This is a genomic window from Neobacillus citreus (assembly GCF_018343545.2).
Classification (GTDB): Bacteria; Bacillota; Bacilli; order Bacillales; family Cytobacillaceae; genus Neobacillus; species Neobacillus citreus.
The window spans coordinates 113538-127259 of the sequence record NZ_JAGYPE020000002.1 but is presented as its reverse complement, the minus strand read 5'-3'; the positions used below and the strand labels follow the sequence as shown (position 1 = coordinate 127259).

Sequence of the window (13722 nt, the reverse complement as noted above, 5' to 3'; positions counted from 1 at the left end):
AAAATGAACGGCTCTAGCATATTCATAATCAAGATCATCAAATACCACAATCTTCAAGCTATATTGTTGTGCTACATCATTTTGTTTAAGTTTCCCAATAATTTCATCTAAAATATCAAAATCCGTCTCCATTTTCGAGCTTGGCGGCTTGGGGGAAATGGTTAATTCATCAATCTCATAAAACCACTCCTGCCACCTGCTCCCTTGGGTTTCGAGACCAATTTTTATTTGATTATCTTTTAGGATCTTAATGAATTCATCGAGATTTTTCAATAACGCAGGATTCCCGCCTGAGATCGTGACAAAGGAGAAATTCATGCCGCCGATTCGCTTCATCTCTTTCCAAATTTCCTCTGCTTCCATCATGCGAATATCATTTTTACCGGTGCCATCCCAGGTAAAGGCGGAGTCGCACCAGCTGCAGGAATAATCACAGCCAGCAGTTCTTACAAACATCGTTTTCTGGCCGATAACCATCCCTTCCCCTTGGATGGTAGGTCCGAAAATTTCCATAACAGGTATTTTACACAACTTCCATCCACTCCCGTCTAGCTTCCGCATAGCTTGTCGGTGTCTCAAACAACCGGACAAATTCTACTCGTGCGCCACTATACTGTTCTTGTCTTTCCTCTTTCTTTAATGCCTCAGCCATCTTTTCATAAATCCAGACCACCATGTTTTCGGCTGTGGTATTCATTGGCGGTAAGGTTTCATTTAAATAGCGATGATCCAGATGAATTTCAATTTCATTTTTCCAAATGTCTTTAATGTCCCCGAAATCCATCATCAAGCCACGGTCATCAACGTAGCCGCTGATTCCAAAAATGACTTTATACGTATGGCCATGAAGGTTTTTGCATTTGCCTTCATAGCAATGCAAATGATGGGCAGCATCAAATGTGAATTCTTTGCTCACAAGAACACGTTTGTGATGGTATTTCAATTGACTGCGGTTGATATCTTCATCTATTTTTTGGAGTTTATCGACAATTCGAAAGCCATACATTGCGTTACAACTCCTCTCGTGTGCTTAAATATTGATCAAGGCCGCGTTTTCTTAGTTTACAAGCCGGGCATTCACCGCAGCCATCGGCAATGATCCCGTTATAGCAGGTTAATGTTTTTTCCCTAACAAAATCCAAGGCATTCAGATTATCTGCCATTTGCCAGGTTTCAGCTTTGTCCAGCCACATTAATGGGGTATGAATAACAAATTCTTTGTCCATCGACAGGTTCAATGTAACATTTAAGGATTTTATAAAAACATCACGGCAATCAGGATAACCGCTAAAATCCGTTTCACAAACACCGGTAACAATGTGCTTTGCCCCAACCTGGCTTGCCAGCACCCCTGCAAAAGAGATGAATAACAGGTTCCGCCCCGGTACAAAAGTGGAAGGCAATTCACCATTTTCTCCATCCTTCACTTCTATGTCCTTACGTGTTAAGGCGTTTGGTGCCAGTTGGTTTAATAATGACATATCTAAAATATGATGCTCTATTCCAAGTTCATTCGCGATATTTTGGGCACACTCAATTTCAAGTTTGTGCCTTTGATTATAGTTAAACGTTACCGCCACTACTTCTTCAAATCGTTCCAATGCCCAAAACAAACAGGTCGTGCTGTCCTGTCCGCCGCTAAAAACTACAACTGCTTTATCTTTCTTCATCATAAATTCTCCTTTAAATAGAAAAACAGGACTACTAAAGAAAGCAGTCCTGTTTTCCTTAGTTTTTTAAAGAGGGTAGCTAGAACCTCTACCGCAGGGTGCGGGTTTTTTATATGACTATTCGATTATAAACCATTTCTATCAATTTTCAATCTATCTTTCGAGATTTTTTCGGTTTTGTACCCTTTTCAAAAAAAATTCACTCTGACCTTACAATTTTGTTTGTACTGACTGCAACTTCCGCTCCATTGAATGTTCCTTGTCACGGCGATCATCAATTCGTAGATTGGTGCAGACTCTTTGCAAGCCTTTCTGGAATGGGACCTCGTGAATTTCTTGAACAATTTCTAAGAGTAATTTTAAATCCCCTTCAATCAATGTGCTCATCGGGGTTAGTTGATACTTTACTCTGTCCTCATATCGCTGAAGAACTTTATGTATTTCCGCCACATACTCGCTGACACTTGTTGTGCCTGTCCCTACAGGGATAACCGTTATATCAATGATAGCCATAGCTTCATCCTCCTAATTCTTTATATAAAAAGAATATCATATGAAATGGTAAGGAAAAAAATTCGCAGACTTAGTTAGCAAATTATCTTTTCATTTGAATCTGCTTTTGAAATAAATATTACGCTTATCAATTGAAGTGTTTTGTATTATTCTTAAGTTAAAACATCTAGGAGAGATTTGTATGAATACCTATTTTATTGCCGGTCACGCCAAGCTGCCAACCGGGATGGCAGCTAGAAGCATTTATGAGACGCTGACGATTACGGCTGAGATTGATAAGCATTATGGCGTGATTGTTGACGCCTCATGTACGCTGGCTACGGAGCATGGAAGGGATTATATTTCAAGGCTATTGAAAGGGTATAGTTTACGTCACGGGATTGACAAGCCGCTCGAAGACTTAAAAAATGGCTATTTAGGAAAAGCCAATCACGCCCTGATTGCGGCATTAAAGGATTTATACAAGCAATATGAAACTATGAATTCCGTCCAATAAAAAGAGAAAGAGCGGATCGACAAATCCAATCCGCTCCCCCAATAAAAAACCTAAACCGTAACTTTCTCACTCTCAAACGGCCAGGTCGGCAGCATGTTGCTCAGCGCCTTATCCTCACGATACCCCAGCACATATTCCGCCTGCATAACCGTATGAATTTCCCGCGTTCCTTCGTAAATGACCGGCGCCTTGGAGTTCCGCAAAAAGCGCTCAACCGGATATTCGCTTGAATAACCGTACGCCCCGTGGATTTGCACCGCATCATCTGCCGCTTTATTGGCAAAATCACAGGCCTGCCATTTCGCCAGCGATGTTTCACGAGTATTGCGCACACCTTTATTTTTCAGCTCACCGGCACGATACACAAGCAGACGGCTCATTTGCAGGCCGGCTTCCATATTAGCAATCATTTGCTGAACTAGTTGGTGCTTGCCGATTTCCTTGCCAAACGTTTTTCGCAATTGACAATACTTCACGCTTTCTTCCAAGCTCGCCATGATCAAACCCACAGCCCCGGCGGCCACTGTAAAGCGTCCATTATCAAGTGCTGACATCGCAATTTTGAAACCTTCCCCTTCCTGGCCAAGCAAGTTTTCTTTTGGAACGCGCACCTGATCAAAGAACAATTCCCCGGTATTGCCTGAGCGGATTCCAAGTTTCCCTTTTATCGCCTTAGAAGAAAAACCGGGCATCGTCCGCTCCACGATAAAGGCGGAAATTCCGTGGTGCTTCTTCTCTTTATCCGTATAGGCAAACACGATAAAATGGTCGGCGACATCACACAACGAAATCCATGTTTTCTGACCGTTTAAAATATAGTAGTCGCCATCCTTCACAGCCGTTGTTCCAAGCGATGCCACATCCGATCCCGCGCCAGGCTCCGTTAATCCAAACGCTCCGATCTTTTCGCCTTTGGCCTGCGGGACGAGATATTTCCGCTTTTGTTCTTCTGTTCCCCACTGCAGCAACGTCATGCTATTTAACCCGATGTGAACCGATACGGCAGTACGGAAGGCGGTGTCTCCTCTTTCCAGTTCTTCACAAACAATGGCCAGTGAGTTATAATCCATGCCGCTGCCGCCGTATTCTTCTGGAATGCAAACCCCCATCAAATCCAATTCTTTTAAACGCTGCCAAATGACCGGATCGAAATAGCCGCGTTCGTCCCACTCTCGCATATTCGGATTGATTTCCTTATCTACAAAGCTTCTTACCATTTTTCTTAACATTTCTTGCTCTTCTGTGAATTCAAAATTCATCACACATTCTCCCCCTGTTTTTTTAAAAAATTCAACCTCGACACTAGGCCTATTTTTTAAATAATGTTATCCGCTTTTAAACGGCTAATCTCCTCAACTGTAAATCCCACTTCCTGCAAGATTTCGTTGGTATGCTCACCAGCCATCGGCGGATGACGCTCGACCCTTGTCTCGGTTCTAGAAAGTTTAATAGGCGAGCCAACGAGCTTTACCAGACCTGCCTCTGGATGGTCTACTTGAACGACCATATTCCGGGCCGAGACCTGCGGGTCGTCAAATACTTGGTCAATTGTGTTGATCGGACCGCATGGAATATTGTTGGCAGAAAATACCTCCATCCAGTCGCTGACCTGCTTTAACTGAAGCTGGCTATTTAAGATTCTCGTAAGCTCTTGACGATTTTCCACTCTTGCCTCATTGGTACGGTACTTCTCATCAACCGCCATTTCGCTTAGCCCAATTACTTCACAAAGCAACGCAAACTGCCGGTTATTCCCGACGGCTATGATCAATTCACCGTCTGCAGCGGAAAATGTGGAGTAAGGCACGACATTCGGATGGTCATTTCCAAGCCTCCGTGGCACCTTACCTGAAATCAAATAATTACTGGCGACATTGGCTAGCGAGCTTACCGCCGTATCCATCAAGGACATATCGATTTTTTGACCACTGCCCGATTTTTCCCGTTCAAACAAAGCGGCTTCAATAGAAATCGCCGAATATAAACCGGTTAAAATATCGACCATGGCCACGCCAATTTTAAGCGGGCCGCTTTCTTCGGTGCCGGTAATGCTCATTAGGCCGCTCATACCTTGGATGATGTAGTCGTATCCTGGCAAATGGCTGTAAGGTCCTGTTTCCCCGAATCCGGTAATGGAGCAAAAAACGAGCCGGGGGTTTATTTTTTCCAGAGAATCGTAACCGAGTCCCCATTTTTCCATCGAGCCTGTTTTAAAATTGTGAATGAGGACATCCGCTTCCTTAGCTAACTTACGGATAATTTCTCGGCCCTCGTCTGACTTCAGGTTGACAGTGATGCTGCGCTTGTTCCGATTGGCACATAAATAATAAGCGCTCACCCCGTTTTGAAACGGCGGGCCCCAGAACCTGGTTTCATCACTGCCGCCCGGGGCTTCTACCTTGATAACATCGGCACCAAGGTCTGCCAAAATCATCGTACAATTTGGTCCAGCCAGAACCCTTGTTAAATCTAATACTTTTACACCTGCTAGTGCTCCACTCAAATAACCCACCACCTTTTAAAAAATCAAAAAAGCCAGCCCAAACACACTTTAAAAGTGGTATGGACTGGCTTACGATCCATGATAGCAGCCGGCTAAGGCTGGTTCTGGAAACTTATCAGTCGAATGTTATGTTTTGAATACATCTCCATTACCTTCCGCTGACAGGCTGGATAGGATGAAGTTGTTTTTATTTTACAAGAATTTTCAGAATCATTCAAGTAAAAATTTACTTAAATATAGTTTTTGTTAATGCTATTTAAGCGAATTTCATGTTTTTGCCGTCTTCTCTTTTTACGATTAGTAAGTTCCTTTTCGTAAAAATAATGAATGATAAAGTAGGAAATCACACCAAGTACAATCCCGAAAATCGACATTCCGATTAATGTATGGATACTGCCATGGAGAAACCCAACCAATACAGTAAAATCACCGTGCATTAGTTTTTGAAAAGAAAAAGGATTGTGGTGTCCGATTCTAACCTTTATTGGAAAAAATAATTTCCCCAGCTTACCGGCAAATGGAAGCAAAATGACTGGAAGTAATGTTAATTTTCCGATGACGTTTCCAATTATCGAAGCTGGAAGCGAGCCTTTTGCTATTCGGACAGCTGGAATAAACAATATATATATTAATGAAGCCGTTGATATGACCAACATTTCTAAACCGAAACCAATTGCGAATCCCAAGGCAACCTTTTTGGCTCCTCCGGGAGAACGAAGCAGTTTCATGAAGTTAAGTTTAAATGCACGTCCAAGACGTTGAAACATATTATACCTTCGTTGTTTTGTATTCATGCCTTTGACCCCCGGTTGAACGAATTCCGTCTAAAATTAGTATTTCCTGTCAATATGAATTCCATAGGTAGTTGAAACATAAAGAGGTCTTATTAACGTTTACAATTATAGTATATTACAACTTCGTGTATAAAACTAGATAAAAATACTATGGTTTGTACGATTCGCATTTTGTCGAAATTACTCAGGAAACTTGTTATTCCGGCATTTTCCAGTAACAATAAAAGCCGGCTCAATACCGCCGGCTTTTCTGCCAATTTCTTGTAATTATTTTTCTAGCATTAATTTTAATATAAGCTCATCTGTCTGTCTTGTTCCTTCATTTCCAAGCTTGCAGAAGCTTTCAATACTTTTTTCGACATCATCGTGAATAAAGCCATCGGTTGACTGAATCTCTTGATCGTTCAAGGCTAAAAGGGCTGATTGGACCGCAACATTGGAACAGGTTGAAACTTTCATCGCACAGCCCGCCTTTGCCCCGTCACAAATCATTCCGGAAACATTGCCAATCGTATTTTGAATCGCCGCTTTCACTTGGTGAAGACCTCCATCCAGCAAATATACAATTGCACCACTAGCTCCCATCCCAGCAGCAGTGACACCGCACAGAGCAGAAAGGCGGCCAAATTTAGATTTGATATGGATGGTAATCAAATGGCTAAGGGCAACGGCCCGAATCATTTTTTCTTCGGAAACCTGAAGCTTATCTGCCGCGGCAACAACCGGAAGGGTAACGGCAATGCCTTGATTGCCGCTTCCGGTGTTGGCCATTACCGGCATTGTGGAACCTGCCATTCTCGCATCCGAACCGGCAGCGGCCAGCGACATCGCAGCCGTGGCTAAATCATCTGATAAAATGCCTTTTTTCACATTCTCTTTTATCGTCTTACCGACATTAAGCCCGTAATTTCCAGAAAGCCCTTCTAATCCAATCGTGCGATTTAATTCAATGCTTTTTCTGATAAGCGAGAGATCCTTAAAATCTGCTGATAATACCCACTCATATATCTCATCAATGGTTAGCGCTTCCAGGTCCTCTTCCTCTGTTTGCAGTCCGATATTTTCACATCCGCCCATGTAAACAGCTTTTCCGTCCACTTCTATTAAAGTGATATTGCTATGATTATCAGAAATAACGACCTTAGAGTTGTGCTGATCTGTTTCTATCATCACTTCAATATAGAGTCTTTTTGGTGAATCTGACTGGCCGGCTGTTACCTTGCCATCTTCTATTAATTTTAAGGCTGCCTGTTCATCTTCTCTCGTGAGTCCGTCCAATACTTCCAAGTTTTTATTCGGGTCGCCTGCAGCGGCGCCAAGTGCGGCAGCGAATTCCAGCCCTTTTGCTGACATGCCTGGAATCCCAACTGATTTTGCGTTTTTAATGATATTTCCGCTCGCTTCAACACGAATGTCACGAATTTGTCCTTGTGCATGGCTCTTTGCTGTCGCAGCAGCCAAGGCAATTGCCACTGGTTCAGTACAACCAAGGGCAACAACTAACTCTTTTTCTAAGACCGATAAAATTTTATGCTTCCCCATGTTGTTCCTCCAGCTCCAAAATAACTTACTAATATTTTATCATATTTGGAAGTTGTTTTTTGGGGAAATGTTTCCAAATAATATACTCGGTCTATGACTGTTCTGCTCATTAACAAGAATAATAAAAGAATTCAGTTGATAATAAAAAAGCAGTCCAATTTTCACGAACTGCTTTTCCAAAGTAGGATCTATAAGTTAGTGGGGTTGCCCTGTTAAATTACCTAGATACTGGTTTATTACTCCTGGCGCCATTTTAATAAATGCTTTTCCATGCGTTCCATGATGGAAGTCAGCAGCATTGCCAACAAAGCCAAAATTAGTAAAACAGTAAATACACCGGTTGTTTCAAAAGCTCCTGCTGCGCGGGCGAGAACAAATCCTAATCCGTGCTGGGCAGCAAGCATTTCCCCTACAACAGCACCAATCAATGACATCGCTAGCCCTATTTTCATTCCTGAAAAGATCCATGGAATACACCAAGGTAGGATTACCTTTCTTACAATCAGGCTATTACTTCCCCCCATTGTCCTTACGTTATTAACTAGATCCTTATCAACACTCTTTACTCCGGAGTAGGTATTATAAAACAAGATGAAAAAGACGATGGAGACTGATAAGATTACTTTGGACAAGATTCCGATACCAAACCACATAATAAATAACGGTGCCAAAGCCACCCTAGGAAGACTATATATTGCCGTCAAGAAGGGTTCAAGTGCAACATAAAGCCAGTTCCATCTGTAAACTACGAAAGCAAATCCGACCCCTAATACTGTACCAATAATAAATCCCAGCAAGGTCTCAATCATGGTAACAGATGTATGCAGCCATAACTCTGAATTCAGTACATACTCGATAAACTTCTTTATAATAGAAACTGGGCTGCTAATCCAAAACTCCGTTGTCAAGTCCAACCAAAGTACACCTTGCCAGCAAATGATAATGAGGAATAAAGCTACTCCCCTTAAACCCCATATTTCTACAAACTCCTTTTTTGGCATGAGTGTCTGATCCCTCCCTTAACTAACTATTTGCAAGCTTTTTCGTACTTCCTCTTTAAGACCGCCCCATATATCCATAAATAATTGATTAAATTTCGCATTATTCATGGCATGTTCCAGCATCCTAGGTCTAGGTAAATCTACTGGAGTTATGGTTTGTACGCGCCCAGGCTTTGCCGATAACAAGACAATCCGATCGGAGAGAGTGATAGCTTCCTGTAAATCATGCGTAACAAAAATAACCGTCTTCCTTTCCTTTTCCCAAATCTTTAGGAATTCCTCCTGTATTACTAACTTGGTTTGGGCATCTAATGCACCGAACGGCTCATCCATCAGCAACACTTCTGGATTTTGAGCAAGGAGCCTTGCTAACTGAACCCTTTTTCGCATTCCGCCAGAAAGTTCCTTTGGAAAATGGTTTTCAAATCCTTTTAGGCCAACCATATCTAGATAATGGAGAGCAATCTCTCGTTTTGCATTTTTTTGAATTTCAAGCGGTAACATTACATTGTCCAGAATTGTTAGCCAGGGAAGCAGGGTATCCTTTTGAAACATGTACCCAAACTTAGGATGTATTCCCTTTACTCTCTCGCCATCAACGTAGATCGTCCCATCACTAGGAGTAATTAGCCCCGCAACGATATTGAGTAGGGTAGACTTTCCGCAGCCACTAGCTCCAATTAGACTGCAGAACTCACCTTCAAATATATCTAAATCGATATTATCGAGGACAGTATGGGATTTACCTACCCCATTTTGTGCCTCGAACTTCTTTTCAATTCCTTGAATCGATATTTTAACTTTCAAAACATTCCCTCCAATTCTAGTATTATTCTGACTCCTTCCATTCTTTTTCAAATTCAACAGCCGTGATATCTTTATGTGATAGATTTTTTGTTACTTCACCTGAAGTTTTCATCGCTTGAATGATACTTTCACTCATATCCTCAGTAATAGCAGCGTGAAACATTCCCTTTTCTTTTTCCATGATGGATTTTAGCAGTTCATCGTCTAAATCTTTAAAAAGTTTTTTCGCTGAATCGACACCAATTTGAGGATTCTCACGCATAGCCTTTTGTGCCTTCGCAATCGCACGAACGACCTTTCGGGTTAACTCTTCATTATTCTGAATGTATTTATCATTTGCCTGTAAAGTAGGGAAACTCATCGTTTGTACAGATTTTGGTCCTTCGCCATTACGGAAATCTACTATGGATTCAGATATTCCTTTTAAAGCTCCCATTGAAGTGGCGGGCTCAGCACCCATGGATGCGTCCACTGCCTTGGATTCCATTGCGGCCACCCCGTTCGCTACTCCTCCTGTTGCGACAATCGATACATCTTTCTCCGGATCCAAACCAGCGTCTCTAAGCAAAGCTCTTAATGCTTGATCCAATCCGCCTCCCAAGCGTGTTACCCCAATTTTCTTTCCTTTCAAGGCTTTCACATCACCAGGCTTTAGGTCCAGACCAGACCTCGCTACCAAGGTAAAGGCTAATTTATTTTGGAGGGACATGACATTTTTAGCAGCCATCCCTTTTTCAGCCAAAACAGCCGGGCGCTCAGACAATGTAGCACCAAAATCAATGCTCCCGCCTAACATAGCAGATGTTACTTCAGCCCCACCTTGGAATTCTATAAATTCGGCCTTAATCCCTTCCTTTTCAAAGAAACCATTATCCTGCGCCACATAAACAGGAAGAAACAAAAAGGATGGAGTGACACCAAATTTTACAGTTTGTACTTTACTAGCCTTAGGTGATTTACCAGTTCCTCCCTCTTTTGAAGACTGGGTGGAAGCACATCCTGATAATGCCAACATACTTGCCGTTAATAAGAAAGTAATCGCTTTCAATTTTTGTGATAATTTACAAATCATGAATTATCTGCCCCCTAAAAATAGTTTACTAGATAATCTGTTTTTTCCTATATGCTAGAATCTCATCATCGATATACCCTAACTCTTTAAGAATAACTTCAGTATGTTGGCCTAATAGTGGGGAATGTGTCACATCCTGACCGGCTGTATCTGAAAACTTAATAGGGTTGCCCGCCATTTTCACAACTCCTGCTTCAGGATGCTCCACCTCAATGATCATATTTCGGTTGATTACTTGAGGGTGGTTCACAACCTGATTAATCGTCTGGATAGGCCCACTAGGAATGCCTGCTTCTTCCAAAATAATAAGCCAGTCTTCCGTTGTTTTTTGTAAAAATTCTGATTCAAAAATCCTTTGAAGTTCCTTCCAGTTATTAGTTCGATCAGCATTTGTCAAGAACCTGCTATCATAAGAAACCTTTTCAAAATTTAGTAGTTTACAAAACTTTTTCCACATCGAGTCATTTCCAATGGCTACAATAATGAACCCATTTGAAGTAGGAAAGGAACAAAAAGGTGTAATCGAAGGATGCCGGTTGCCAATTGGGCTCGGAACTTCACCACCCACAAAATATCGGGAAATTGCATTTTCGAGGATGGCTACTTGACTATCAAGCATAGAAATATCCACATGCTGTCCGTCGCTTCCCTTCGAAACAGAAGATAGAGCCCCCAAGGTACCAATGGCTGCAAATAAACCAGCCGTAATATCACCAATCGATGCTCCTGCTTTCATCGGAGTCCCGCCTTCTTCACCTGTAATACTCATCATTCCTCCTAAAGCCTGCACAATAATGTCATAGGCAGGTTTTTGACTAAAAGGACCAGTGTGCCCAAAACCAGACACAGTTGTATAAACTAGTTTACGATTTATTTCTTTTAACACTTCAAATGGGTACCCTAATTTTTCCATAGTGCCCGGCCTGAAATTTTCTACTAAAACGTCTGCCTGTTTAACAAGTTTCTCGAAGATTTTCCTTCCCTCTTCAGTCTTCAGGTTTAATGTCATGCTTTGTTTATTGCGGTTTATACTCATAAAGTAAGCACTTTCTCCATTTTGAAACGGTCCATAGCCACGGGAATCATCTCCAGTTCCAGGTACTTCAATCTTAATGACCCTCGCCCCTAGATCCCCTAGAATCATCGTGCAATATGGCCCTGCAAGTACTCTTGTTAGATCCAATACTAGACAACCTTCTAATGGCTTCATCATGTTCCCTCCTTACCAATCCCGTTCTGTAGTCTTTCTCTTTCTGGAAAAAGAAGAGAAAGTCTCACGCTGGTTTGTGTGTGTCTTTAAGTAAATAGTTGCCTCACCTTCAACCTGTTTTCTCTCCTCCTTGGTTAGTCCAACGACATAATTGAGGACTTCTTTAGCTTTTAATACTGGTTGAACAGTGTTTTTTACAATATTTTCAGCATATCGATACGTAAATGCCTCCAATTCAGAATCATCAACTAACTGGTTTAAGAGTCCAATGCGAAATGCCTCTTCTGCATCAACAATACTTGAAGCAAGGAGAAGTTCCTTTGCTTTCGGCAGGGAAACGATTGTCGAAAGTGTTGCGGCACTTAAAACAATACCGTATGAGGCCCCTGGGAAACGGAATTTTGCTTGAGAACTGCCAAATCGGATGTCGCAAACACTAGCAAGTTCTGCCCCTCCTCCAAAAGCAAAGCCATTTATCATGGCGATGACTGGGGCAGGAAATTGTTCAACTGCAGACACCATTCGAGAAAATTGGGACATATAATGCTCATATTCACTGTTTTCCATTTTTCCAACTTCAGTCGTATCGGCACCAACAGTAAAGGACCTCCCATTCCCTGCTAAAATTAATACCCTGCAATCCCCATTTTTTCCAATCGACTCTAAGGCAGCAATTATCTCGCCAGCTAAGGTTAAGCTAATAGCATTTAGAACATTCGGTCTATTTAAAGTAATTTGATAGATTCCATTGGTTTGTTTTACTTCTATTTCCCTATACATTCCTATCACTCCTTATATAATGGACTCTTCTTTTAATTGGCGAATTTCTGCTTCACTATAGTGAAGTTCTTTAAGAATTTCATCGTTATGCTGTCCAAGTAATGGCGCAGGAGATCTTAATTGGGCAGGTGTCTTGGACATCTTTCCTGGGAAACCCAACATTTTCATCATCCCTCCTCGTGGATGCTTTCCTTCAATCACCATCTCCCTGCTAAGTATCTGCTTATTTTGCAAAGCCTCGGCATAGGTATGAATTGGACCACAAGGGATGCCCACCGACTCTAACTTCTGTAACCAGATTTCAGAAGTCTCTTCTGAAAAAACATCTTCAATCAGATGTTCGAGCTCATTTACATTTTGAACCCGATCATTCCCAGTGATAAAGCGAGGATCCGTGATCCATTCTTCTTTTTCCACAACATGCTTGCAAAACAATTCCCACAGCTTTTGATTTGCGGCGCCAACAAGGATGTAGCCATTTTTGGTACGAAAGCCTTGATAGGGAGCGATCATTCGATGACGTGTGCCATTTGGTTCTGCTATCTCCCCCTTACTAAATAAAGAAGCAGCTTCCCACACTGTCCAAGCTAATCCGGATTCCACCAGCGAAATATCAATATATTGTCCTTCTCCTGATTTCAACTTATAGATGTATGCAAGCAGAATATGATAAAGAGCCGTAACCGCTGCCGCGGTATCGTGTAAGGCAATCCCAACTTTGACTGGCCTGCCGTCTGTCTCCCCAGTCATGCTCATTATTCCTGACATCCCCTGGGCCATTATGTCATAGCCGCCTTTCTGGCAATAGGGTCCGGTCTGACCATACCCCGATATCGAACAATAAATTAATTGAGAATTATGTTTCTTTAATGTTTCATAATCAACCCCTAATTTTTTGGCTACACCTGGACGAAAATTCTCAATAAAGACATCTGCTTTCTCCACTAGCCTATAAATGATTTCTCTCCCTTTTTCCATTGTTAGATTCACTTGCAGGCCTTTTTTGTTACGATTCACCATGTTGAAATTGTAGTTATCCTCAAAGCCCCCGATCCTGCGAGTATCGTCCCCACTCGGAAACTTCTCTACTTTAATAACTTCTGCCCCCATATCACCAAGCACCATAGTACAATAAGGACCGGAAAGAACCTGAGTTAAATCAATAACCTTTAATCCGGTTAGTGGCTGCATGGTATCCCTCCTTCGCTTTGGAAATGTTTCCGAAATACAAGTGTTCTCTTTTCAAATGTATATTTCTTGATTGAAAATTCTTTTACTATTCTTGATAGACCTTTTCCTATCCCCTTTCTATTTTTTGTCTTTTCAAGATATCA

15 protein-coding genes and 1 riboswitch are annotated in these 13722 nt (G+C 41.8%); of the genes, 1 reads left to right on the top strand and 14 read right to left on the bottom strand.

Annotation, left to right across the window (positions count from 1 at the left end; all coding sequences use genetic code 11):
- The 4 genes from queE to KHB02_RS02250 form a co-directional block, all read right to left on the bottom strand.
- The coding region (gene queE / locus KHB02_RS02265) for a 7-carboxy-7-deazaguanine synthase QueE (protein WP_241113673.1) at positions 1 to 531 on the bottom strand (531 nt) is incomplete at its 3' end.
- The gene (gene queD, locus KHB02_RS02260; RefSeq protein WP_213145444.1) at positions 524 to 1006 is read right to left on the bottom strand and encodes a 6-carboxytetrahydropterin synthase QueD; all 483 of its coding nucleotides are present in this window, start codon (positions 1004 to 1006) and stop codon (positions 524 to 526) included. The genes queE and queD, both read right to left, overlap by 8 nt.
- A gap of 4 nt (positions 1007 to 1010) precedes the next feature.
- Complete coding sequence (queC, locus tag KHB02_RS02255; RefSeq protein WP_213146033.1) at positions 1011 to 1670, bottom strand: 7-cyano-7-deazaguanine synthase QueC; 660 nt, start codon at positions 1668 to 1670, stop codon at positions 1011 to 1013.
- Positions 1671 to 1722: 52 nt separating this feature from the next.
- Positions 1723 to 1765: riboswitch (PreQ1 riboswitch) on the bottom strand.
- Between the two features lie 115 nt (positions 1766 to 1880).
- Positions 1881 to 2183, bottom strand: a complete 303-nt coding sequence (locus KHB02_RS02250) for an MTH1187 family thiamine-binding protein (RefSeq protein WP_213119001.1) — start codon at positions 2181 to 2183, stop codon at positions 1881 to 1883.
- 181 nt (positions 2184 to 2364) lie between these two features.
- Here KHB02_RS02250 and KHB02_RS02245 point away from each other — a divergent pair, with 181 nt between their 5' ends.
- On the top strand, positions 2365 to 2679 hold the full coding sequence (locus KHB02_RS02245) for a DUF3870 domain-containing protein (RefSeq protein ID WP_213119000.1): 315 nt from the start codon (positions 2365 to 2367) through the stop codon (positions 2677 to 2679).
- Positions 2680 to 2729: 50 nt separating this feature from the next.
- On the opposite strand, the gene KHB02_RS02240 is transcribed toward KHB02_RS02245, so the two are convergent.
- The 10 genes from KHB02_RS02240 to KHB02_RS02195 form a co-directional block, all read right to left on the bottom strand.
- Positions 2730 to 3938, bottom strand: a complete 1209-nt coding sequence (locus tag KHB02_RS02240) for an acyl-CoA dehydrogenase family protein (protein ID WP_213146032.1) — start codon at positions 3936 to 3938, stop codon at positions 2730 to 2732.
- Positions 3939 to 3994: 56 nt separating this feature from the next.
- Positions 3995 to 5182: a CaiB/BaiF CoA transferase family protein gene (locus KHB02_RS02235; RefSeq protein WP_213145443.1), complete on the bottom strand. Its 1188-nt coding sequence runs from the start codon at positions 5180 to 5182 to the stop codon at positions 3995 to 3997.
- 230 nt (positions 5183 to 5412) lie between these two features.
- Positions 5413 to 5976 carry a DUF2062 domain-containing protein gene (locus KHB02_RS02230; protein ID WP_213118997.1) on the bottom strand — a complete coding sequence of 188 codons (564 nt, stop codon included), beginning with the start codon at positions 5974 to 5976 and terminating at the stop codon, positions 5413 to 5415.
- Positions 5977 to 6243: 267 nt separating this feature from the next.
- A complete protein-coding gene (locus KHB02_RS02225) occupies positions 6244 to 7518 on the bottom strand; it encodes an L-cysteine desulfidase family protein (protein WP_213145442.1) in 1275 nt (424 codons plus the stop codon).
- 236 nt (positions 7519 to 7754) lie between these two features.
- Entirely contained in the window at positions 7755 to 8519 is a 765-nt protein-coding gene (locus KHB02_RS02220) for an ABC transporter permease (protein ID WP_213145441.1), read from the bottom strand.
- A gap of 18 nt (positions 8520 to 8537) precedes the next feature.
- The gene (locus tag KHB02_RS02215; RefSeq protein ID WP_213145440.1) at positions 8538 to 9326 is read right to left on the bottom strand and encodes an ABC transporter ATP-binding protein; all 789 of its coding nucleotides are present in this window, start codon (positions 9324 to 9326) and stop codon (positions 8538 to 8540) included.
- 22 nt (positions 9327 to 9348) lie between these two features.
- Positions 9349 to 10398 carry an ABC transporter substrate-binding protein gene (locus KHB02_RS02210; protein ID WP_213145439.1) on the bottom strand — a complete coding sequence of 350 codons (1050 nt, stop codon included), beginning with the start codon at positions 10396 to 10398 and terminating at the stop codon, positions 9349 to 9351.
- A gap of 28 nt (positions 10399 to 10426) precedes the next feature.
- Positions 10427 to 11611 (bottom strand): CaiB/BaiF CoA transferase family protein, encoded by a 1185-nt coding sequence (locus tag KHB02_RS02205; protein WP_213145438.1) that lies wholly within the window; start codon positions 11609 to 11611, stop codon positions 10427 to 10429.
- Between the two features lie 9 nt (positions 11612 to 11620).
- Positions 11621 to 12388 carry an enoyl-CoA hydratase/isomerase family protein gene (locus tag KHB02_RS02200; RefSeq protein WP_213145437.1) on the bottom strand — a complete coding sequence of 256 codons (768 nt, stop codon included), beginning with the start codon at positions 12386 to 12388 and terminating at the stop codon, positions 11621 to 11623.
- Between the two features lie 12 nt (positions 12389 to 12400).
- A complete protein-coding gene (locus KHB02_RS02195) occupies positions 12401 to 13579 on the bottom strand; it encodes a CaiB/BaiF CoA transferase family protein (protein WP_213145436.1) in 1179 nt (392 codons plus the stop codon).
- Positions 13580 to 13722 lie beyond the last annotated feature (143 nt).

What these genes read in the sequence shown, in the direction of transcription:
- queD (WP_213145444.1), bottom strand. Translation starts at nt 1,006, where the DNA reads ATGTATGGCTTTCGAATTGTCGATAAACTCCAAAAAATAGATGAAGAT.
- queC (WP_213146033.1), bottom strand. Translation starts at nt 1,670, where the DNA reads ATGAAGAAAGATAAAGCAGTTGTAGTTTTTAGCGGCGGACAGGACAGC.
- KHB02_RS02250 (WP_213119001.1), bottom strand. Translation starts at nt 2,183, where the DNA reads ATGGCTATCATTGATATAACGGTTATCCCTGTAGGGACAGGCACAACA.
- KHB02_RS02245 (WP_213119000.1), top strand. Translation starts at nt 2,365, where the DNA reads ATGAATACCTATTTTATTGCCGGTCACGCCAAGCTGCCAACCGGGATG.
- KHB02_RS02240 (WP_213146032.1), bottom strand. Translation starts at nt 3,938, where the DNA reads ATGAATTTTGAATTCACAGAAGAGCAAGAAATGTTAAGAAAAATGGTA.
- KHB02_RS02230 (WP_213118997.1), bottom strand. Translation starts at nt 5,976, where the DNA reads ATGAATACAAAACAACGAAGGTATAATATGTTTCAACGTCTTGGACGT.
- KHB02_RS02225 (WP_213145442.1), bottom strand. Translation starts at nt 7,518, where the DNA reads ATGGGGAAGCATAAAATTTTATCGGTCTTAGAAAAAGAGTTAGTTGTT.
- KHB02_RS02220 (WP_213145441.1), bottom strand. Translation starts at nt 8,519, where the DNA reads ATGCCAAAAAAGGAGTTTGTAGAAATATGGGGTTTAAGGGGAGTAGCT.
- KHB02_RS02210 (WP_213145439.1), bottom strand. Translation starts at nt 10,398, where the DNA reads ATGATTTGTAAATTATCACAAAAATTGAAAGCGATTACTTTCTTATTA.
- KHB02_RS02205 (WP_213145438.1), bottom strand. Translation starts at nt 11,611, where the DNA reads ATGATGAAGCCATTAGAAGGTTGTCTAGTATTGGATCTAACAAGAGTA.
- KHB02_RS02200 (WP_213145437.1), bottom strand. Translation starts at nt 12,388, where the DNA reads ATGTATAGGGAAATAGAAGTAAAACAAACCAATGGAATCTATCAAATT.
- KHB02_RS02195 (WP_213145436.1), bottom strand. Translation starts at nt 13,579, where the DNA reads ATGCAGCCACTAACCGGATTAAAGGTTATTGATTTAACTCAGGTTCTT.